The following is a 19,900-nucleotide window of genomic DNA, read 5'->3' as shown; positions in this document are numbered from 1 at the left end:
AACGTTCACAGATGGCAGGGTTTCTGATAATATCAGAAAATATAACCATAATATAAAAGCTGGGACTTGTCTCAAACCGGTTATTTATTGGACTAAGCGAAAATGGAGAGTGACTCTATGGAAAAAACGTATCTGATGATCAAGCCCGATGGCGTACAGCGCGGATTGATCGGGCGTATTGTTGCCCGCCTGGAGGATAAGGGATTCAAGCTGATTGCCGCGAAGCTGATTACCGTTACGGAAGAGCAAGCCAAAAAGCATTACGCAGAACATGAAGGCAAAGATTTTTTCCCTGGACTGGTCAGCTTTATCACTTCCGGTCCTGTATTCGCTATGGTATGGGAAGGCGATGATGTAGTCGCGTTGTCCCGTCTGATGATCGGCAAAACGAAAGTTGGCGAAGCATTGCCGGGCACGATCCGCGGTGATTTTGCCAGCCATACTCCGCTTAACCTGATCCACGGATCGGATTCGCCGGAAAGTGCAGAGCGCGAAATAGCTAATTTCTTTGCTCCTGAAGAACTGGCAGACTACAGCAAAGACATCGCAGTCTGGATGTAATTCCAGGCAGGAGGCAGGGATTATAATGGCTGATCATGAAGAGAATTCAACAGCACCAGACCCGGATTACACCGGGTTTATTCATAATGTTAAGCAGAGCACCGGAATTGATCTGGCCCAATACAAGGAAGCACAGATGAAGCGCCGTCTGACGACGCTCCGGACAAAGAACGGGTATCATACTTTTGCTGAATTTTTTGCTGCAATGATGAAGGATAAATCTTTATTCTATGAGTTTCTGGACCGGATGACGATCAACGTCTCTGAATTCTGGCGCAACCCGAACCGCTGGGAAGTACTGCGGGATGTTATACTGCCGGAACTGCAGCGCTCAGGCCGCAGGATGAAATTGTGGAGCGCTGCCTGCTCAACCGGAGAAGAGCCATATACGCTGGCTATGATCCTGGCTGACAAAAACATCCTGTCACAGACCGGCATCCTGGCTACCGATATTGATGACGGGGCACTGGCGAAGGCCAAGCAGGGACTCTATCTGGAACGCTCCTTGAAAGATGTGCCAAAGGATGTGGCCAACCGTTACTTTACACCGGAGGGCCCTGTTTTCAAGGTTAGTGAATCGCTGAAGAAGAATATTGATTTCCGTAAGCAAAATCTGCTGCTCGACAAATTCGATGAAGGGTTTGACCTGATCATCTGCCGCAATGTAATGATCTATTTCACAGAGGAAGCGAAGAACAAGCTCTATCATAAGTTCTCGGCGAGTCTGCGTCCGGGCGGTTATCTGTTTGTAGGCAGCACGGAACAGATTTTCACTCCTGCACAATACGGATTTGAATCAACGGAAACATTCTTCTACCGGAAAAAGTAGGTATACTTTCGCAATCTTTCAGTGATACTGAATAGCAGGTACTTTACGCCATGCGAAAGGTCGTTAATCCAGATGGACAAAAGTAAGGTCATTGCCGCATACAGACGCGGGTTTCTGACCGTCCGTGAATGCGGGCAAATTCTTGGTGTCGAAGAGCTGCAGCTGCAAAGCCTGCTTAAGCTTGAGGAGAGCAAGCAGACTGTTCCTCCTGCACAGCGAAAGATCGGAAGCTGATTCAGGGCTCTGAACCGGGACGTTTAGCAGCGCCGCCTTTGCTCGAAAGAGTAAGGCGGCGCTGTTCTTATATGGGCACAAATCTGCTTTTTGCTCATGATCCCTTTCTTGTCAAAGCGGGAAGGCTATACTATAATGAGGCAAGAGTTTTAATATTTTAGCGGTTTACAGTTTAAAAGTGTGAAAGGGGAACGCAGCATGAGTTTACGCTATTTAACAGCGGGGGAAACGCACGGCCCCCAGCTTACAGCAATTATTGAGGGACTGCCCAGCAATTTGACACTTAACTTCGAAGAGCTTAATTTTCAGCTGCTGCGCCGGCAGAAGGGCTACGGCCGCGGACGCCGGATGCAGATCGAGAAGGATACCGCTCAGATCGTCGGCGGGGTGCGCCATGGCTATACCACAGGTGCTCCGGTAGCTTTGGTAGTAGAGAACAAAGACTGGACGCACTGGAAGAATATTATGAATATTGAGCCGATCCCCGGCAGTGATGAAGAGAAGCGGCGGGTCAACCGGCCGCGTCCCGGACATGCCGACTTAAACGGCGGATTGAAATATAACCATACCGATCTGCGGAATGTACTGGAGCGCTCCAGTGCACGTGAAACAGCCGCAAGAGTGGCGGTAGGCGCTGTTGCCCGCCAGCTGCTGGCAGAGTTCGGCGTCAAGATTGCCGGACAGGTGATCCGGATCGGTGAGATTGAAGCGCCTGCAAATAATTTGCCTATCGACGAATTAATTGCCCGGACGGAAGAATCCTCCGTACGAGTCGTGGATAAAGAGACGGAACAAAAGATGGAGGCATACATAGACAAGATCAAGGAGGAAGGCGACTCTATCGGCGGAATTGTGGAATGCATCGTTGAAGGATTGCCTGTCGGACTCGGAAGCTATGTTCAGTACGACCGTAAGCTTGATGCAGCCATTGCCGGAGCCGTCATGTCTATCAATGCGTTCAAAGGTGTGGAGATCGGTATCGGCTTCGAAGCCGGGATACTCCGCGGTTCACAGGTCCATGACGAGATTATGTATGAAGCCTCCCGGGGATATTACCGGGCAAGCAACAGGCTCGGCGGCTTTGAAGGCGGCATGACGAACGGAATGCCAGTCGTAGTCCGCGGTGTCATGAAGCCGATCCCTACCCTGTACAAACCGCTGCAAAGTGTGGATATCGATACCAAGGAGCCTTTCACTGCACAGGTGGAACGCTCGGATGCCTGCGCTGTTCCGGCAGCTTGTGTAGTACTGGAGAACGTGGTTGCCTGGGAGATTGCCAAAGCATTCCTGGAGAAGTTCGGCGGCGATTCGCTTGAGGAGATTAGAGCGAACTACAATAATTACCTGGCGCAGCTGGAGAGCTACTGATTATGCGCAGTATTACTGTAGATTTAGGCGAGCGCTCTTATCCCATTCATATCGGCAGCGGATTGCTGCGCAAGATCGGGGAACGCTGCCGGGATGCCGGCATTCCGCTCCGCAGTCCGCTGCTAGTGGTCAGTGACAGCGAAGTAGCCCCGCGCTATCTGGCTGTAGTTGAAGCTTCACTGCAAGAACAAGGCTATTCGGTCGTAAATCATGTTATTCCTGCCGGTGAAGCCTCCAAATCACTGGCTGTATACGAGGAAGTGATTACAACTGCGATTCAAGCGGGTCTGGACCGCAGTTCAGCGGTGCTGGCGCTTGGAGGCGGTGTAGTAGGAGATCTGGCGGGTTTCGTTGCCGCCTCCTACATGCGGGGGATAGGGTTCGTCCAGATCCCAACTACGATCCTTGCCCATGATAGCAGTGTAGGCGGTAAAGTAGCCGTCAATCATCCGCTGGCGAAGAATATGGTCGGTGCCTTCTACCAGCCCTTGATGGTGCTGTATGATCTCGATACCCTGAGCACACTGCCGCCGCGCCAAGTCTCATCCGGCCTGGCTGAAGTGGTGAAGCACGGTCTGATTCTGGACCGTGAATTTGCGTACTGGTGCCGTGAGCATGCAGAGGACCTGCTCGCCCTGGATGCAGAGGCGCTGGGCTATGCCCTGGAGCGCGGATGCGCCATCAAGGCTGTAGTCGTCGGCAATGATGAACGTGAACAGGGCCAGCGGGCGATATTGAACCTGGGACATACGATCGGACATGCCATCGAAGCGGTAGGCGGTTACGGTGTATTCCTGCACGGTGAGGCGATTGCCATCGGGATGGCCGGTTCGGCACTCTTGGCCGCCAAGCTGGGCCGCGATCAGGGAATTTATGAGGACACCGTTTCTATGCTGTCCGCGTTATCGCTGCCGGTGAGTCTGCCTGCAGAGTTCAGCGAGGATGAGCTGATGGATGCCATGATGCATGACAAGAAATTCAAGGAAGGCAAGATGACCTTTATCGTGCCGGATTCTATCGGTGCTGTCAGCATCGTAAATGATGTGCAGCAGAGTGATGTGCGTGAGGTTATCGCACAGCTTAAGAAGGAGGGAAGCCCATGGTGAACCGGGGGATACGCGGTGCAACTACCGTAACCAAAAACGAGGAAAATGAGATTTTGCGCGAAACCGTTGTGCTGCTGCGGGAAATTGTCGAGCGCAATGATGTTATTGCCGAAGATATCTGCAGTGTATGGATTACGGTGACAGGTGATCTGGATGCTACGTTCCCGGCTCGGGCCATCCGTGAAATTGAAGGCTGGGATTTGGTGCCTCTGATGTGCTCCGTTGAGATTCCGGTCAAAGGCGGTCTGCCGATGTGCATCCGGCTGATGGTACAGGTCAACACGGATAAGTCTCAGCGGGATATCCGCCATGTCTATTTGAATGAGGCGCAGAGGCTTCGTCCGGATCTCTCACAGAGCAAGTAATTTATTATCGGGTCCGGGTTGTCAATGAACACCGTCATCATGTATAGTGTAATTAGCCGAGTAAAGCCCGAGTTGAGTTTAGACTAGTTGAGTATAGCTGAGACGAGTGCAGGATGTTAAATCTGAGGCATTCCATTGAATTGCAGATGTCTTTTTGGATAGGATTAACGGTTTATTTACGCTACCCGTATATCCTTAATCAGACAGTTTATGCATCGTTTGGAATGATTCCCGGTCCTGAGCGCTTTTTCATGTACTTACCTACAACAACCTCTACTTCGGTAGAGGTTTTTCTGTATTTCGGATAATATACTCGTACATTCCAAGGAGGTATCCCAAAATGACTAATCCTAGTGTTGAAGAAGTGGTATCACTGTCGCGGGAATATAACCTGATTCCGGTAGTGAAGCGGCTGCTTGCGGATATGGAGACTCCGATCCGGCTGTTTCAGCGGTTTGCCGGTGAATCCCACGCGTTTTTGCTGGAAAGCGTAGAAGGCGGCATTCAATGGGCCCGGTATTCTTTTATCGGCAGTGATCCGTTTCTGCTGATATCCGGGAAAAAGAATGTCATCCACGTGAAGGTCGGCGGGGAGCAGAAGCGGCTGACAGGCAAACCGATCGAGGAGCTAAAAGCACTGCTCCGCTCCTACCGCAGTCCAAAGCTGGACGGGATGCCTCCGTTTACCGGCGGTGCGATCGGATTCTTCGGATATGATCTGCTGCAATATTATGAGAAGCTCTCGCCGCATGCGGTAGATGATCTCGGCACGGATGATATACGCTTCATGTTCTGCGACCGGATCATTGTCTTCGATCATGTGAAACAGCAGATCCTGCTCGTAGGCAATCTGCACATCAAAGACGGGGATACAGACTCCGACATCCGCGCAGCCTATGAGGCTTTGAACCGCGAGCTGGAGGACTTCGCCGAGGAGCTACAGAAGGAAGGGCCGAAGGAGAATGTTAACCGCCGCAGCATCCCCCAGGATATCGAGCTGGGTGAGATTCATTCCAACCTTACTAAGGAACAGTACATTTCCAATGTGGAGCAGGCCAAGGAATATATCCGGGCCGGAGATATTTTTCAGGTGGTGCTGTCGCAGCGCCTGCATATTGAGACGGAAGTATCTCCGCTGCATGTCTACCGGATGCTGCGTACGCTGAATCCTTCGCCGTATATGTATTATCTTAAAATGGATGAAGAGATCATCGTCGGCACCTCTCCGGAATCGCTGGTGAAGGTGGACGGTGGCCGCGTGGCCACCCGCCCGATCGCCGGAACCAGACCGCGGGGGGCGAATGAGGCAGAAGACCGGGCCCTCGCGGCTGAACTTCTGGAGGATGAAAAAGAGCGGGCGGAGCATCTGATGCTGGTTGACCTCGGCCGCAACGATCTGGGCAGGGTCTCCAAGTTCGGCTCGGTGAAATGCGACTCCTTTATGGAAATCGAGAAGTACTCACATGTCATGCACATGGTTTCAAATGTGTCGGGGACCTTGGACGACAATAAGGATTTCTTCGATGCCTTCCTGTCTTGTCTGCCGGCCGGTACCGTCTCAGGCGCACCGAAGCTGCGGGCGATGGAGATCATTTCCGAGCTGGAGCGTGAAGCCAGAGGCGCCTACGCCGGAGCTATCGGGTATCTCGGGTTCTCCGGGAATATGGATTCCTGTATCACCATCCGCACCATCATTTTCCGTAAAGGCCGGGCCTATGTGCAGGCTGGAGCAGGGATTGTATGGGACTCGGTGCCGGAGAAGGAATATGAAGAGACCCTTAACAAAGCAAAGGGCATGCTCAAAGCCATCCGGATGGCGGAAGCCATGTTTCCGGTAGAGATCAAAGAAAAACAGGTAATCAATCAGGATTACATGTACGAATATACGCCTTAATCAGAGAACAGGACAGAAGAGCTGAGCAGAGAATGCTCCATAAAACTCAGCTGATGCTTCCGGAGAGAGTTTTGTCCGAAGCAGTTCAGTGAAGTTATCCTAACAAAACTTTTAGGAGGAAAAAGACTATGGATGCAAGTCAAATGATACAATCAGGAATTGCCGGGCTGATCGAGGGCAAAGATCTTAGCCGGACCCAGGCCCGTGAGATTATGGGGACCATTATGGAAGGAGTGGCGTCCCCAGCGCAAATCGGTGCGCTGTTGACCGCACTGCGGATCAAAGGGGAGACCGTCGAGGAAATCACCGGCTTCGCGGAAGCGATGCGCGGATTCGGGACACCGGTGCTCACAGAGCGCACCCGTCTGCTGGATACCTGCGGTACCGGAGGTTCAGGCATTCATAAATTCAATATTTCGACCGCCTCGGCCATTATTTCTTCAGCGGCTTCCGTGCGCGTGGCTAAGCACGGCAACCGTTCCGCCTCCGGCAGAGCCGGCAGTGCGGATGTGCTGGAAGCTCTGGGCGTCAACATTCATTTGAACGCAGATCAGGCCCGGCAATGCCTGGATCATATCGGCATCTGCTTCCTCTTTGCCCAGATCTATCATCCGTCCATGAAATATGCTGCCGCGCCGCGCCGCGAGCTGGGATTCCGGACAGTGTTCAACATGCTGGGGCCACTAACCAACCCGGCTGGAGCCGACCGCCAGCTTATGGGCATCTACGACCGCGATAAGACAGAAATTGTGGCCAATGTGCTGAAGGAGCTGGGCTCCAAGCGGGCAATGATTGTCAGCAGCCTGGACGGCCTTGACGAAATCAGCATTTCGGCACCTACCCAGGTATCGGAACTGAAAGACGGCATTGTCAAAACCTATGAAATTACCCCTGAGGCCCTGGGCCTGCAGCGGCATCCGCTGGAGGATGTGCTGGGCGGTGATGCTGCTGAGAACGCTGCAATCATCACTGCAGTGCTGGAGGGAGCCTTAACCCCATACCGTGATATCGTACTGGCTAATGCCGGTGCCTGCATCTATGTTGCCGGATTGGCGGACAGCTTGAGTGCAGGTGTCCAGGAGGCGCGCCGTATGATCGATTCCGGCAGTGCGCTGCTTAAGCTGGAACAGCTAAAAGCCATGACGAAGGAGCTTGATTATGTATCTTGATAAAATTGTCGCTACCAAAATCAAAGAGGTCGAAGCTTTAAGCAAAACCTTTTCCTTGAAGGAAGCAGAAGAGACAATCGCCGGGCTTCCGGCTACAAAGGGTTTCCGGGAGGCGCTTGTAAGCAGGAGGAACCGGGAGATCGGACTTATCGCAGAGGTGAAGAAGGCTTCACCTTCCAAAGGGCTGATCCGTGCGGACTTTGATCCGGTGTCCATTGCACAGGGGTATGAAGCAGGCGGAGCCGACTGCTTGTCGGTGCTAACGGATAAAGACTATTTTCAAGGCAGCGGTTTGTATTTGCAGCAGGTTAGGGCAGCGGTAAACCTTCCTTTACTGCGCAAGGATTTCATTATCGACGAGCGTCAGATTTATGAGGCCCGTATATTGGGGGCGGATGCTGTCCTGCTGATCGCGGCTATTCTAACTGCCGGGCAGTTAGCTGCTTTTACAGATTTATCTGCTTCACTTGGCCTGGATGTACTGATCGAGGTCCATGACCGCAGCGAACTGGAGCTTGTAGCCGGCACAGGGAAAATAGAGCAGCCCCACGTGCTGCTAGGTATCAATAACCGCAATCTGCGCACGTTTGAGACGAGACTGGAAACGACAGCAGAGCTGGCGGCACTGGTGCCGGATGGAGTTCCGGTCATCAGCGAGAGCGGGATTGCCGGACCGGATGATATCAAATATTTGCGCCAGACCGGTACCACAGGTGTACTGGTGGGAGAATATCTGATGAGGCAGCAGAACGTCGAAGAGGCGGTGAATAAACTGCTCGGACCAGTATCCGCCGGAAAGGACCGTGCTTTTCATGGCTGATACACTAGTAAAAATCTGTGGACTTCAGGACGTTGAAGTGCTAAAATCTATGAAGCGATTACCGCTTGATTATATTGGATTTGTGTTTGCACCCAGCCGGCGCAGGGTAACACCTGTACAGGCAGCGGAGCTCGTTGCTGAGCTGTCGGCATGGGAGGCCGGGAAGTCTCCAGGTGCAGCAGGGGTATTCGTCAACCCCGGCCTGGAAGAGCTGAAGGAGTTGCTTACGACTGTGCAGCTGGATGTGATCCAGCTGCATGGACAGGAGAGCGCAGCGTTCTGCCGGGAGGTCAAGCTTACTTTTCCGCAGGTTAAGGTCTGGAAGGCCATCTCCGTGGCAGGCAAGGGTCAGGCTGGCGATCCCGATGGGCCCGGCACTGTGGCAAGCTACGCCGGCTCTGTTGATGCATTGCTGCTTGACACTTATGATCCGCAGGGAAGCGGAGGCTCGGGGCGCACCTTTGACTGGGGGCAGATTCCGGTCATTCAAGCTGCTGCGGAAGCGCATGGACTGCCTTTATTTGTAGCAGGTGGGCTTCATCCGGACAATGTGAGTGAACTGCTGGAGGTCTACAGACCTGATGGCGTAGATGTCTCCAGCGGCGTGGAAAGTGGCGGGATCAAGGATCTCAATAAAATGACTTTTTTCGTGGAAAGGGTGAAGCAATCATGATACAAGTACCGGACAAGTACGGACGTTTTGGTTCTTTCGGAGGCCGCTTCGTTCCTGAAACCTTAATGAATGCACTGATTGAGCTGGAGGAAGCCTATGCGAAATATTCGGCAGAACCGGCTTTTCAGGAAGAAATAGATTATTTACTGAAACAGTATTCCGGACGTGAAACCCCGCTGTATTATGCTGAGCGGCTCAGCAAGCAGCTTGGGGAGGCCAAGATTTATCTGAAGCGTGAGGACCTTAATCATACCGGAGCACACAAGATCAACAACGCTATTGGGCAGGGGATCTTAGCTAAAAGAATGGGCAAAACCAAGGTTATCGCCGAGACAGGCGCCGGCCAGCACGGGGTGGCTACAGCAACGGTGGCAGCACTGCTGGGTATGGAATGCAAAGTGTTCATGGGTGAAGAGGATACACGCCGCCAGGCGCTTAACGTCTTCCGCATGAAGCTGCTTGGCGCCGAGGTGATTCCGGTGACGTCCGGTTCCCGGACCCTTAAGGATGCAGGTAACGAAGCACTCCGCTACTGGGTCAGCAATGTGGAAGATACCTTTTATATCTTGGGTTCAGCAGTTGGTCCTCACCCGTACCCGATGATGGTCCGCAATTTCCAGCGGATTATTGGTGATGAGACCCGCCGCCAGATCCTGGAGGCCGAAGGCCGTCTGCCGGATCTTCTGGTGGCGGCAGTCGGCGGCGGCAGCAATGCCATCGGCATGTTCTATCCTTTTATGGAGGATGAGCAGGTGGGCATGATCGGCGTAGAAGCAGCCGGGAAGGGAATTGATACCCTGTTTCATGCAGCAACAATGAGCAAGGGCAGCCAGGGTGTATTCCAAGGGTCTTTAAGCTATCTGCTGCAGGATGAATACGGTCAGGTTACAGAGGCTCACTCCATTTCCGCCGGTCTGGACTATCCGGGAGTCGGACCGGAGCATTCCTATCTCAAAGATATTGAACGTGCCAAGTATGTTCCTATTACCGACGCAGAAGCTCTGGATGCGCTTAAGCTGCTGTGTGTCACCGAGGGAATCATTCCAGCGCTGGAATCGGCTCATGCCATAGCGCATGTAGCGAAGATTGCTCCAGATCTTACTAAGGATGACGTTGTCGTCATCTGCCTCTCGGGACGCGGAGACAAAGATGTGGAATCGATCATGGCTTATACGGAAGGGGCGGATAAGTGATGACAACAGAAACGACGAACCGGATGGATGTGACCTTCCGGAAGCTTAAAGCCGAAGGAAAAGCAGCTTTGATTCCTTTTCTTACGGTAGGGGATCCCGATCTGGACACTACGCTCGATATTATTGCCGAATTGGAAGCGGCTGGTGCAGATATTCTGGAGCTCGGGGTTCCTTATTCCGATCCGCTGGCCGACGGACCTGTTATCCAGCGGGCTTCGTCCAGAGCGCTGCGCGGCAATATTCATCTGCGCACCTGTATGGAGACTGCACTCAAAGCCCGCCAGGCGGGCAGTAAGCTGCCGTTTATTCTGTTCACTTATTATAATCCGGTAATGCAAATGGGATTGGATACGTTTTTTGCCGAGCTGGATACTCATGAGATCAGCGGACTGATTATCCCCGATCTGCCGGTGGAAGAGTCGGAGGAGATGCGTAAGCGCAGCCGTGAAGCTGGAGTGAACCTCATTCCGCTGGTTGCACCGACCTCCAGCGAGCGGATTGAGCGGATTGTTTCAGGAGCCAGCGGCTTTGTTTATTGCGTTTCTTCACTGGGTGTAACGGGAGAAAGATCTTCTTTTCATACCGGTGTCGATGATTTCATTGCTTCTGTACGCCGGGCGACAGACCTTCCGGTAGCGGTAGGCTTCGGGATTTCCACCAGTGAGCAGGTCGCGCGCTTTGCTCAGATTTGCGACGGTGTTGTCGTGGGCAGCGCTATAGTCCGTAAGGTGGAGGATGTTATTCCGCTGCTGGATAATCCAGCCACACGAAGTGAAGGGCTGTTGCAAATTCGTGAATTTGTGGCACAATTAAAGCCATAATGGTCTGACAGACCTTAAATAAGCTGTAATTATCACTGGAGAGCGAGGACCACAGATGAATCCGAAACCGAATATTGTTAACCTCCCTGTCTATAAGCCGGGAAAACCAATAGAAGAGGTAAAAAAAGAGCTTGGCTTAGACGAGGTTATTAAGCTGGCTTCTAACGAGAATCCTTATGGAGCGTCACCAAGTGCTAAGGCAGCAATCATCGCAGATCTGGACAATCTGTTTCTGTACCCTGATGGATCCGCTGCTGATTTGACGGCTGCGCTGGCCAACCATCTTGGTGTGCAGAGTGACAATATCATTTTCGGCTGCGGCTCAGATGAGATTATCGCCCTGATTGCCCGGGCCTTTTTCCTCCCGGGGGATGAGACGATTATGGCAGATCAGACCTTTTCCGTATATAAAAGCAATGCGGATATCGAAAGCGCCGTTACCATTGAGGTGCCGCTTGTAGACGGAACGCATGATCTTGACGGTATGCTGGCCCGGGTTACCGAACGGACCAAGGTCATCTGGATTTGCAATCCCAATAACCCGACCGGAACGATTGTGCCGGAAGAGGCGCTGGTGAAGTTCCTGAATGCGGTGCCTGCCAGTGTATTGGTTGTGCTGGATGAGGCTTATTTTGAATATGTGACTGACCCGTCCTATTCGGATGGAATCAAGCTGCTGGGTCAATACCCGAACCTGGTTGTGCTGCGGACCTTCTCCAAAATTTATGGTCTGGCTGCGCTTCGGATCGGTTATGGGGTAGCCAGCCCGCAAATTATTAACCTAATCAACAAGGTACGGGAACCGTTCAATACCTCCCGTCTGGCCCAGGCGGGTGCGCTGGCTGCTCTGGCCGATCAGGCTTATGTGGAAGAGTGCCGCCGCCTCAACAGTGAAGGCATTGTACAGCTCGAGGGAGAATTCAAGCGTCTGGGTCTCAAATCCTTCCCTGCGCACGGTAATTTCATCATGGTGGATGTGCGTAAGCCGGCTACCGAAGTCTTTGATGCCTTGCTGCGCCTCGGGATTATCGTGAGAGCCGGACACCGGTTATACCCGACTTGCATCCGCGTTACCGTAGGCTCGGCCGAGCAGAATAAGTCATTTATTGCTGCTCTGGAACAGACGCTCAAGGAGCAGGAAGTAAGGGCGTAAGAGGGAAACGTACAAGACGATACCATAGAAGGCAGGTAGTACAAAGATATGACGACAAAAATAGCAATCTTCGGTGTCGGTCTGATTGGAGGCTCACTGGCCCTTTGCTTCAAAGGCAAGCCGGGCCTGACCGTCGTCGGCCATGCCCACCGCCCTGAATCCGCGATTAAATATGTCAGCAGAGGCGTAGTCGATCAGGCTACCCTTTCTGTTGAGGAAGCAGCGCTGGATGCCGATTACATCTTTCTGTGTGTGCCAGTGGGTATGCTTGAGAATTACCTGCAGCAGTTAAGCAAGCTTCCGCTCAAGCCGGGCTGCATCATCACAGATGTCGGCAGCACCAAAGCCAGTATCGCAGCATGTGCGGTTTCGCTGGATATTCCCGGTGTCCATTTCATTGGCGGACATCCAATGGCTGGTTCGGAACGCTCAGGGGTAGAAGCCGCCTCATCTCTGCTGTTCGAGAATGCCTATTATGTGCTGACCCCTCCGCCAGGAGTACCGGAGGAGGCTTACCAGGCACTTCAAACATTGCTCCTACATACGAAAGCACAGATTGTCAGACTTGATCCGGAGCGCCATGATGAAATTGTCGGGGCGATCAGCCATTTGCCGCATATTATTGCAGTTGCGCTTGTGAATCAGATTCACGCGTATGATTCTGAGGATTCACTGTACAGCACCCTGGCTGCCGGCGGTTTCCGTGACATTACCCGGATTGCATCCAGCGATCCGATCATCTGGCGCGATATTTTACTGAATAACCGCTCGGTGATGCTGCGTCTGTTGAAGGACTGGAATGAAGAGGTATCATCTTTTATTCAATTGCTTGAGGATTCGGACGGAGACGGGATAGAGGAAGCCTTCCATGAAGCGAACGGTTTCCGCAGCCAATTGCCGGAACGGCGCAAAGGGATGATTACTCCGCTGTTCGATCTTCATATTGACGTTCCCGATCATCCGGGGATCATCGGCCGTATCGCAACCGAGCTGGGGGGATCAGGGCATCAACCTCAGTAATGTGCAGATCATTGAGAGCCGTGAGGATGTTCCAGGCATTATGCGGCTGTCCTTCCGCCAGGAGAACGATATGGAGCGTGCAAAAATTCTGCTGCAGCATAACGACTACACAGTGTACGTATAGGAGCCGGACACAACCGGCCCTCCAACACCATGTAATAGACCAGATATACAAATTTGTGCGGACAGCGTGTGCCGATCTTTTGCGGTGCGCGCTGTTTTTGTTATAGCGGAGTACCAAAATGAGAACACAACAGACTTCCCGAAAAAAGTATATACTTGTTGCAGAACACAGGATTACAATGGGCGCCTTGCAGAAAGGCCTTCAAACCAAGAAGCGGGGGCAGGTCAATTGGGCGTTCTGGCTAATATCAATCAATCGTTCGATGAAATCGAAGAACAACTAAAATATTTTATTCATAATAATTCCTCAATTGAACATGTAGAAATGCCGATAGAGTATGTAAGCTCAGGAACTTATGCCTGGGTAAGATTAAAACAGAATGAATTGTATATGCAAAACAGTATCCTTTCAGCTTACTTAAACCTAATAACGATATGTGATTTAATCTTAAGAAATGTTAAAAGTCCGCATATCAAGGAATTTGCCAAGAGTACCGAGCTGGTGTTGAGTTATATTGGCCAAAATACGCTGCTGTTCTTTGAATCTCTGGAGAAGGTTTTTGCGGATATCAAAGAAGAACTGGATGTTCAGCGGGTAATCATTGCACAGCCATATCAATAACCTGCCGGGTAATTAATCAAACCCAAAAAAAAGAACCGCTTACAAAGTAAGCGGCTACAATTCACAATCGCTTGGAATCGTACAGTGTTTGGATAGGAGTGGAGAGAAACCATACTGTACTTTTATTATATGTATACGTTTACATTTTGTCAACAGTTTCTCAAAACTTATTTTTCCAACTCTGTAGCTTGTGAAACCTATTAAGGTTTCATTCAGTTCTTTTGCCTTAGTGCCGCAACACCTAGCGAGGAGATTTGCGTAATTGCACCGGCTGATCGTCTGGACGCATACTACTTTACAACTATTTACATTGTTCAGGTTAAGTGCTAATAATAGAGCCAGGATCGTTCATGCCATCTTTGCTAACGTTTGCAATGACCATAATTGGTGATTCCATTCTATTGTCTTTTGTGCAAACGTTTGCAATGGATCCGCTGGGGGAAATACACCTTAAATCCAGCATATGTAATGCTGCTCTCCTAACTCTCTTGTGTGCACCGCAGCTTTATACCCTCCAAAAAACCACACTTAATTGTTTCAATCCGGAGATCGCATAGTTGTTTAATCTTAGAAGCAGCAGAAACGAGGGGATTTTAAAAAAATATATTGTAAGCGGATACATATCTAGCTGTGAAAATACAGCCAGATGTCTTGAATTTGTTTTATAACCCATTCAACGGGCTGTAAATAATTATTTATCGAGGAGAGTGTGAAATGAAGAGAAGGGCAAGATCATTGTGGAGTATTATCTTATTTACCGCTTTACTGCTGCAGACGCTGGGGATTACAGCGCTACCCCAGCAAAATGCAGTGGCTGCAGACACTGGTGTCCAAGCAACTGCAGCAGCCGAATACGGACTGCCTGCAAAGACGGCAGACGGGGTCATTTTTCATGCATGGAATTGGTCATTTGACAATATTACCAAGAATCTGCCCGCGATCGCGGCAGCCGGCTTCAAATCGATTCAGACTTCTCCTATCCAGCCCAATAAAGAAGCGTTAACAGAAGGAAGCAAATGGTGGATTCTGTACCAGCCGACCTACTTCACAATAGGGAATACACAGCTTGGAACGAGAGCACAATTCAAAGCACTTTGCGACGAAGCGGATAAATACGGCATCAGCATCATAGTGGATGTAGTCGCTAATCATACAGGCAACGCGGGCGGCGGCAGTGACACGTACAAGCCTGCTGGGAGCGTCGATCCGGTGCTGCGCAATAACTCCTCTTTCTGGCATGAGGCCAGAGGTGTAGATAACTGGAACGACCGCTGGCAGGTTACGCAATGGGGCATTGGTTTGCCTGACCTGAATACCTCCAATCAGGAGCTACAGAACATCATCATCAATTTCCTGAACGATGCCATCTCACTCGGAGCCGACGGTTTTCGGTTCGATGCCGCCAAGCATATTGAACTTCCGGATGATGTGAATGGTGCAGGATCGAACTTCTGGACCCGTGTCCTGGGTTCCCTGAATAACAGAAGCAATCTTTACATTTACGGGGAAGTGCTGCAGGGTGGTGCCGACCGTTTCGCGGATTACGCCAATTACCTCAATCTCGCAGCCCCGACATATGGGCATAACGTAAGAAGTGCGGTAGGTTTTGGCAGCACAATTAATGTGAATTCCGCCACCTCGTACGATGCCAGTAATGTCAGCCCTTCCAAGCTGGTAACCTGGGTCGAATCCCATGACACCTTTGCCAACGACAGCAAAGAAACGACAGCCATGAATGACTGGCAGATAAAAATGGGCTGGTCGATCATCGCATCCCGGGCGCAGACCACCTCTCTGTTTTTTGACAGACCTGCGGGAAGCGGCACACTCGGCCAAGCCGGCAGCACGCTCTGGCAGGATGCGGATATTGCTGCAGTCAATAAGTTTCACAATGCGATGGCCGGGCAAGGTGAATATTTAAGAACACAAGGCAATCAAATTATGCTTGTTGAACGAGGTACTCAAGGGATGACGATCATCAATCTCGGCGGCGATGCCTACATCAATTCTACCACCAATCTGGCCAATGGCACTTATGTAAATAAAGCGAGCGCAGGCGGCACGTTCACCGTAACGGGCGGCAAAATACCGGCAACTTGGGCGGAGGCAAGATTGCAGTTCTCTATGAAGCCTCAACCCTGTTCCAACCGTTGCAATTGATGCTGTAGAAGGCTCTTTTTATACTGATTCCCTGGCAGTCAAAGTGACTTTGAACGGCGTAGACAGCGCAGCTTATACGGTGAACAATGGGACTTCGGTTGCCTTAAGTTCAGGCGATACCGTGACCTTAGGCGCGGGTGCAGCATTCGGCACGTCCTTTGTGCTGAAAATAACGGCAACCAATACGGCAGGCCAGACGGTTAAGACGTATACGTTCGTAAAAGAAAATCCTAATGCGGCAATAACTGTGCACTATTACAAGCCTGCCAGCTGGGGCACGCCGAATATCTATTACTATGATGATACTGTGACTCCGACAAAAGTGGGTGCAGCCTGGCCTGGGATTGTGATGACTAACAGTGGGAACGGCTGGTATTCATATTCGATTGCGGCTTGGCAGCAAGCCAAGGTAATCTTTAACTCCGGCAGTAGCCAGATTCCGGCTGCACAGCAGGCGGGCTACACGGTAACAGGCGAGAAATGGATCAAGGATGGAGTCATTTCTGCCCAAAATCCGGATGTAACGGCCCCGACGATTACAATTGATCAGGCGGAAGGGGCCTTTAACGGAGAAAGCCTGGAAGTTACGGTCACCTATAAAGACGCCGATTCGGCAAGCTATACACTGAACGGCAGCGCTGCAACCGCGCTTGTCTCCGGGCAGAAGATTACCTTTGGGGCGGGCGACGCTGCTGGAACGTCATATACCCTTGTCGTCACTGCTGTAAATGCGAATAAGACGACAACTAAGACGTACACCTTCACCAAAACATTGACCAAAAGCATCACGGTTCATTACTACAAGCCAACAGCCTGGGGCACACCGAATATCTATTACTACGATGAGACGGTTACACCAACCAAGACGGGAGGAGCATGGCCGGGCACAGTGATGACAAATGAAGGCAACGGATGGTATTCCTACACGATTAGCGGGTGGGACAAGGCCTATGTGATCTTCAACAGCAATGGCCAGCAGATTCCTGCAGCGCAGCAGCCAGGCTATCTGGTCACCCAGAACTCCTGGATTAAAGACGGCGTGATCACAGCTCAAGAGACTGTCAGCGCTATTGTTGCCGTAACCTTCACAATCAAGAATGCAACGACGGTTCAAGGTCAAAATTTTTCATCTCGTCGGCAATACGAGTGAACCTGGCAGCTGGGACACGGCAAAAGCGGTCGGACCGGCCACGAACCCGAAGTATCCGGATTGGAACCTTGTAGTCAACCTGCCTGCAGGCACGGCTATTCAGTTCAAGGCGATCAAAAAGGATGCGAACAACAATGTAGCCTGGGAAAGCGGGAGTAACCGTTTCTATACAGTTTCCTCTGCCTCTCCGGCAGTCGAATTCAACTTCAATAATTAGGCCCGTGCAAAGCTAGACTCATTCAAAAAAGCCGGCAGAAACGCTGAATCAACTGCGTTTCTGCTGTTTTTTTGTGCACAGGCGCTTGATGATGTGATCTTTCATTTTTCGACTTGGCATGTCCAGGTATAAGTCTATTAATGTCATCCTGTTAGAATGTATGCTATACTAGGTTAAGTATGTTTATAGATTTCTTCCTGGTATTTCCATCGCGAGATTGCCGGAGGCTCTGAAATCTGTAAAGATGCATTTTCTGCCTGTATTTAAGTGCAGCATATCTTTTTTCAAAGGACCCGGAATATACATAGGAAGTACTGTCTAATTTATTGCAATTGTTGAGGATTCAACGCAACTTTTTCAAACCTGCCCGGTATAATTAGGTACGGACCGGACGGGATTAATCGTGCTAGGGCGAGGAGGGCCGAACTCACCATGACGGATTCCCAGTTGATCCAGCTAATCAAGCAAGGAAACACAGAACTATATTCGGAACTGATGCGAAGATACCAACGTAAAATACTGGCTTTTGTCTATCATATGCTCAAGAACTCCCATATGGAGCTGATTGCCGAAGATCTTTGCTCGGAGACATTTTACAAAGCATTCCGGAGCCTGCATTCCTTTCGCGAGGTAGATGCTTCATTCTCGACATGGCTGTACACGATCGCCCGCAACACAGTGCTCAGCGAGCTCCGCAAGAACCGTGCAGGCAATGTCTCTCTCGAAGAGAGCGGGTACACGCCGGTTGCACCGGCTGAAGTAGCTCCTGAACAGGCTGCACTGCGTAAGGAACGGATGAATCTGGTCCGCGAAGCTATCAATAATCTTCCGGAGAAACAGCGCTCGGCGCTGATTCTGCGTGAATACGATCAAATGGATTATCAGGAAATTGCCATCATTTTGGATCAGAGTGTCAGCTCCGTGAAATCATTGTTGTTCCGTGCAAGGAGCAGTGTGAAGCTCCAACTCGAATCCTATTTTTATGAGCCTGAAGCAGAAGAGCAGGCTGAGAGGGTGTAAGGCCAATGAACTGTAGGGAAGCGCAAGATTCCATTCCGCTTTTGTGGGACGCTCCCCCCACTGACCCTAAGCGGATTGAGCTGGAGAGGCATATCGCGGGTTGTTCTTACTGTACTGCTGAATGGGCTTTATGGCAGGAGAGCAGCGAGCTTATGCAAGATACAAGGGTGGAGATCAGCGCCGAACGGGCTGAAGCCATTAATCTCAAGGTTATGGAGCGTATTTATCTGGAAAGCCCTTGGCTGATGCCAGGGGACGGGAAATCTGCAGGCAGTACTGCCGTTTTCCGCAAACGCCTGAGCCTTTGGATTGCCTGCTTTCTGGCAGTGTTTTTATCAAGTTTCCTGTACTTTACGATGTTCAAAACGCCGGATAACACGAGTTCGGCACAGAGCGGCATTATTGATACAGGGGTAGCCGGTCTTACGCTGGAGTGGTCATCTTCCTATCCTGTGTCAGAATCCCAGGGCGGTATTATTGAGCCGCTTGTTGTGAGCATGGGGCCGACACATCCGCAGTATTGGATGGTACTGTCCATGCTGGGCGTGGCGTTGTCTATCTTTTTGCTGACCCGGCTCAACCGTTACCGCAGACAATGATGGAGTCCCTTTACTCAGGTAAAGCGGACTTTTTTGTTGCCGTTAAGCCTGTAATTTATCCGAAACACAGCATTATAGTTCAAAAAGAAGACATTTGTTTTCATTCATGATACATTATTAAGCAAACATATTGGATGGAAAGGGTGATATGCGATGCTGATCGGCTTAATACGCCATGGACTGACGGATTGGAACGCGGAAGGGAAAATACAGGGACAAAGTGACATTCCGCTTAACGACGAGGGACGCAAGCAGGCTGATATGCTGGGTGAGCGGCTGTTGCATGAACCCTACCATTGGGACTACTGTATTACAAGCGGTTTGTCCCGTGCAGAAGAAACAGGGAAGATCATTGCTGCCAAGCTGGCTATTCCGTTACTCGAGCCTGATCAGCGTATACGGGAACGCGCTTATGGACAGGTTGAGGGAATGACCGCCCTGGAGCGCGAAGCGAAATGGGGCAAGGAATGGAATCTGCTGGAGCTTGGGCAGGAAAAAGACGAGCAGCTGCAGCTGCGCGGACTTGCCTTTATGGAGGATCTCTCCACCCGGTACCAAGGCAGCAATGTGCTGGTCATTTCTCACGGAGGTTTCCTGGCCCAGCTGTACACTGCGCTCTATAAAGACAAGTATACGGAGCGGCTCGGCAATTTGTCCTTGACCATTATCGAAAAGAACGAGCAGGAGTGGAAGCCGCTTCTGTATAATTGCACCCGTCATATTTTGCAAAATCAGCGGTGACCCGAATCTTCGGGTTATTTTTTTTGAGAAATAAGGAATAAAAAGGGCTGTATTTCCCATAA

Annotated in this window: 20 protein-coding genes and 2 pseudogenes; all 22 read left to right on the top strand. The window is 51.0% G+C overall.

Annotated elements, in window-relative coordinates:
* The first annotated feature begins 117 nt into the window (after positions 1-117).
* Positions 118-561, top strand: coding sequence for a nucleoside-diphosphate kinase (ndk, locus tag AQR02_RS16180; RefSeq protein ID WP_054941360.1), 444 nt, complete (start codon positions 118-120; stop codon positions 559-561).
* 25 nt (positions 562-586) lie between these two features.
* Positions 587-1,390, top strand: a complete 804-nt coding sequence (locus tag AQR02_RS16175) for a CheR family methyltransferase (RefSeq protein ID WP_054941359.1) — start codon at positions 587-589, stop codon at positions 1,388-1,390.
* A gap of 72 nt (positions 1,391-1,462) precedes the next feature.
* Positions 1,463-1,624 (top strand): hypothetical protein, encoded by a 162-nt coding sequence (locus tag AQR02_RS32885; protein ID WP_167347619.1) that lies wholly within the window; start codon positions 1,463-1,465, stop codon positions 1,622-1,624.
* A gap of 198 nt (positions 1,625-1,822) precedes the next feature.
* Positions 1,823-2,992 (top strand): chorismate synthase, encoded by a 1,170-nt coding sequence (gene aroC / locus AQR02_RS16170; RefSeq protein ID WP_054941358.1) that lies wholly within the window; start codon positions 1,823-1,825, stop codon positions 2,990-2,992.
* Between the two features lie 2 nt (positions 2,993-2,994).
* The gene (aroB, locus tag AQR02_RS16165) at positions 2,995-4,098 is read left to right on the top strand and encodes a 3-dehydroquinate synthase (protein WP_054941357.1); all 1,104 of its coding nucleotides are present in this window, start codon (positions 2,995-2,997) and stop codon (positions 4,096-4,098) included.
* A complete protein-coding gene (aroH, locus tag AQR02_RS16160; protein ID WP_054941356.1) occupies positions 4,092-4,463 on the top strand; it encodes a chorismate mutase in 372 nt (123 codons plus the stop codon). The genes aroB and aroH overlap by 7 nt, the downstream gene beginning before the upstream one ends.
* A 340-nt stretch (positions 4,464-4,803) precedes the next feature.
* Positions 4,804-6,357 carry an anthranilate synthase component I gene (gene trpE, locus AQR02_RS16155; RefSeq protein ID WP_054941355.1) on the top strand — a complete coding sequence of 518 codons (1,554 nt, stop codon included), beginning with the start codon at positions 4,804-4,806 and terminating at the stop codon, positions 6,355-6,357.
* Positions 6,358-6,485: 128 nt separating this feature from the next.
* Entirely contained in the window at positions 6,486-7,526 is a 1,041-nt protein-coding gene (gene trpD, locus AQR02_RS16150) for an anthranilate phosphoribosyltransferase (RefSeq protein ID WP_054941354.1), read from the top strand.
* Positions 7,516-8,346, top strand: a complete 831-nt coding sequence (gene trpC, locus AQR02_RS16145) for an indole-3-glycerol phosphate synthase TrpC (protein WP_054941353.1) — start codon at positions 7,516-7,518, stop codon at positions 8,344-8,346. The genes trpD and trpC overlap by 11 nt, the downstream gene beginning before the upstream one ends.
* Positions 8,339-9,019 (top strand): phosphoribosylanthranilate isomerase, encoded by a 681-nt coding sequence (locus AQR02_RS16140; RefSeq protein WP_054941352.1) that lies wholly within the window; start codon positions 8,339-8,341, stop codon positions 9,017-9,019. Before trpC ends, AQR02_RS16140 begins: the two co-directional genes overlap by 8 nt.
* Positions 9,016-10,212 carry a tryptophan synthase subunit beta gene (trpB, locus tag AQR02_RS16135; RefSeq protein ID WP_054941351.1) on the top strand — a complete coding sequence of 399 codons (1,197 nt, stop codon included), beginning with the start codon at positions 9,016-9,018 and terminating at the stop codon, positions 10,210-10,212. The genes AQR02_RS16140 and trpB overlap by 4 nt, the downstream gene beginning before the upstream one ends.
* The gene (trpA, locus tag AQR02_RS16130) at positions 10,212-11,033 is read left to right on the top strand and encodes a tryptophan synthase subunit alpha (protein ID WP_054941350.1); all 822 of its coding nucleotides are present in this window, start codon (positions 10,212-10,214) and stop codon (positions 11,031-11,033) included. Before trpB ends, trpA begins: the two co-directional genes overlap by 1 nt.
* Before the next feature lie 55 nt (positions 11,034-11,088).
* The gene (gene hisC / locus AQR02_RS16125; RefSeq protein ID WP_054941349.1) at positions 11,089-12,186 is read left to right on the top strand and encodes a histidinol-phosphate transaminase; all 1,098 of its coding nucleotides are present in this window, start codon (positions 11,089-11,091) and stop codon (positions 12,184-12,186) included.
* A 48-nt stretch (positions 12,187-12,234) separates the two neighbouring features.
* A pseudogene (locus AQR02_RS16120) lies at positions 12,235-13,330 on the top strand (prephenate dehydrogenase).
* An 84-nt stretch (positions 13,331-13,414) separates the two neighbouring features.
* Positions 13,415-13,951 carry a hypothetical protein gene (locus AQR02_RS16115; protein WP_148449117.1) on the top strand — a complete coding sequence of 179 codons (537 nt, stop codon included), beginning with the start codon at positions 13,415-13,417 and terminating at the stop codon, positions 13,949-13,951.
* A gap of 714 nt (positions 13,952-14,665) precedes the next feature.
* The gene (locus AQR02_RS16110; protein ID WP_245237501.1) at positions 14,666-16,111 is read left to right on the top strand and encodes an alpha-amylase family glycosyl hydrolase; all 1,446 of its coding nucleotides are present in this window, start codon (positions 14,666-14,668) and stop codon (positions 16,109-16,111) included.
* 43 nt (positions 16,112-16,154) lie between these two features.
* Positions 16,155-17,261 carry a starch-binding protein gene (locus AQR02_RS31390; RefSeq protein WP_082451871.1) on the top strand — a complete coding sequence of 369 codons (1,107 nt, stop codon included), beginning with the start codon at positions 16,155-16,157 and terminating at the stop codon, positions 17,259-17,261.
* Entirely contained in the window at positions 17,209-17,478 is a 270-nt protein-coding gene (locus tag AQR02_RS16105; RefSeq protein WP_054941347.1) for a carbohydrate-binding module family 20 domain-containing protein, read from the top strand. The genes AQR02_RS31390 and AQR02_RS16105 overlap by 53 nt, the downstream gene beginning before the upstream one ends.
* Positions 17,479-17,910: 432 nt before the next feature.
* The gene (locus tag AQR02_RS16100) at positions 17,911-18,498 is read left to right on the top strand and encodes an RNA polymerase sigma factor (protein ID WP_054941346.1); all 588 of its coding nucleotides are present in this window, start codon (positions 17,911-17,913) and stop codon (positions 18,496-18,498) included.
* Between the two features lie 5 nt (positions 18,499-18,503).
* Positions 18,504-18,599, top strand: a pseudogene (locus AQR02_RS35600) (hypothetical protein); the annotation flags it as partial.
* A gap of 51 nt (positions 18,600-18,650) precedes the next feature.
* A complete protein-coding gene (locus tag AQR02_RS16095; RefSeq protein WP_054941345.1) occupies positions 18,651-19,097 on the top strand; it encodes a hypothetical protein in 447 nt (148 codons plus the stop codon).
* A gap of 153 nt (positions 19,098-19,250) precedes the next feature.
* Positions 19,251-19,838: a histidine phosphatase family protein gene (locus tag AQR02_RS16090; protein ID WP_054941344.1), complete on the top strand. Its 588-nt coding sequence runs from the start codon at positions 19,251-19,253 to the stop codon at positions 19,836-19,838.
* The last annotated feature ends 62 nt before the right edge of the window (positions 19,839-19,900 follow it).

The organism is Paenibacillus ihuae (assembly GCF_001368795.1).
Lineage (GTDB): Bacteria > Bacillota > Bacilli > Paenibacillales > Paenibacillaceae > Paenibacillus_AQ > Paenibacillus_AQ ihuae.
Note: the sequence above shows the minus strand (reverse complement) of the source record. Positions and strands in the feature narration are given on the sequence as shown.

Coding starts and splice junctions, on each gene's coding strand:
- AQR02_RS16105 (WP_054941347.1), top strand. CDS start 17,209: ATGCAACGACGGTTCAAGGTCAAAATTTTTCATCTCGTCGGCAATACG.
- AQR02_RS16095 (WP_054941345.1), top strand. CDS start 18,651: ATGCAAGATACAAGGGTGGAGATCAGCGCCGAACGGGCTGAAGCCATT.
- AQR02_RS16090 (WP_054941344.1), top strand. CDS start 19,251: ATGCTGATCGGCTTAATACGCCATGGACTGACGGATTGGAACGCGGAA.
- ndk (WP_054941360.1), top strand. CDS start 118: ATGGAAAAAACGTATCTGATGATCAAGCCCGATGGCGTACAGCGCGGA.
- aroH (WP_054941356.1), top strand. CDS start 4,092: ATGGTGAACCGGGGGATACGCGGTGCAACTACCGTAACCAAAAACGAG.
- hisC (WP_054941349.1), top strand. CDS start 11,089: ATGAATCCGAAACCGAATATTGTTAACCTCCCTGTCTATAAGCCGGGA.
- AQR02_RS16140 (WP_054941352.1), top strand. CDS start 8,339: ATGGCTGATACACTAGTAAAAATCTGTGGACTTCAGGACGTTGAAGTG.
- AQR02_RS16175 (WP_054941359.1), top strand. CDS start 587: ATGGCTGATCATGAAGAGAATTCAACAGCACCAGACCCGGATTACACC.
- aroB (WP_054941357.1), top strand. CDS start 2,995: ATGCGCAGTATTACTGTAGATTTAGGCGAGCGCTCTTATCCCATTCAT.
- AQR02_RS16110 (WP_245237501.1), top strand. CDS start 14,666: ATGAAGAGAAGGGCAAGATCATTGTGGAGTATTATCTTATTTACCGCT.
- trpC (WP_054941353.1), top strand. CDS start 7,516: ATGTATCTTGATAAAATTGTCGCTACCAAAATCAAAGAGGTCGAAGCT.
- aroC (WP_054941358.1), top strand. CDS start 1,823: ATGAGTTTACGCTATTTAACAGCGGGGGAAACGCACGGCCCCCAGCTT.
- trpD (WP_054941354.1), top strand. CDS start 6,486: ATGGATGCAAGTCAAATGATACAATCAGGAATTGCCGGGCTGATCGAG.
- trpB (WP_054941351.1), top strand. CDS start 9,016: ATGATACAAGTACCGGACAAGTACGGACGTTTTGGTTCTTTCGGAGGC.
- trpA (WP_054941350.1), top strand. CDS start 10,212: ATGACAACAGAAACGACGAACCGGATGGATGTGACCTTCCGGAAGCTT.
- AQR02_RS16100 (WP_054941346.1), top strand. CDS start 17,911: ATGACGGATTCCCAGTTGATCCAGCTAATCAAGCAAGGAAACACAGAA.
- AQR02_RS32885 (WP_167347619.1), top strand. CDS start 1,463: ATGGACAAAAGTAAGGTCATTGCCGCATACAGACGCGGGTTTCTGACC.
- trpE (WP_054941355.1), top strand. CDS start 4,804: ATGACTAATCCTAGTGTTGAAGAAGTGGTATCACTGTCGCGGGAATAT.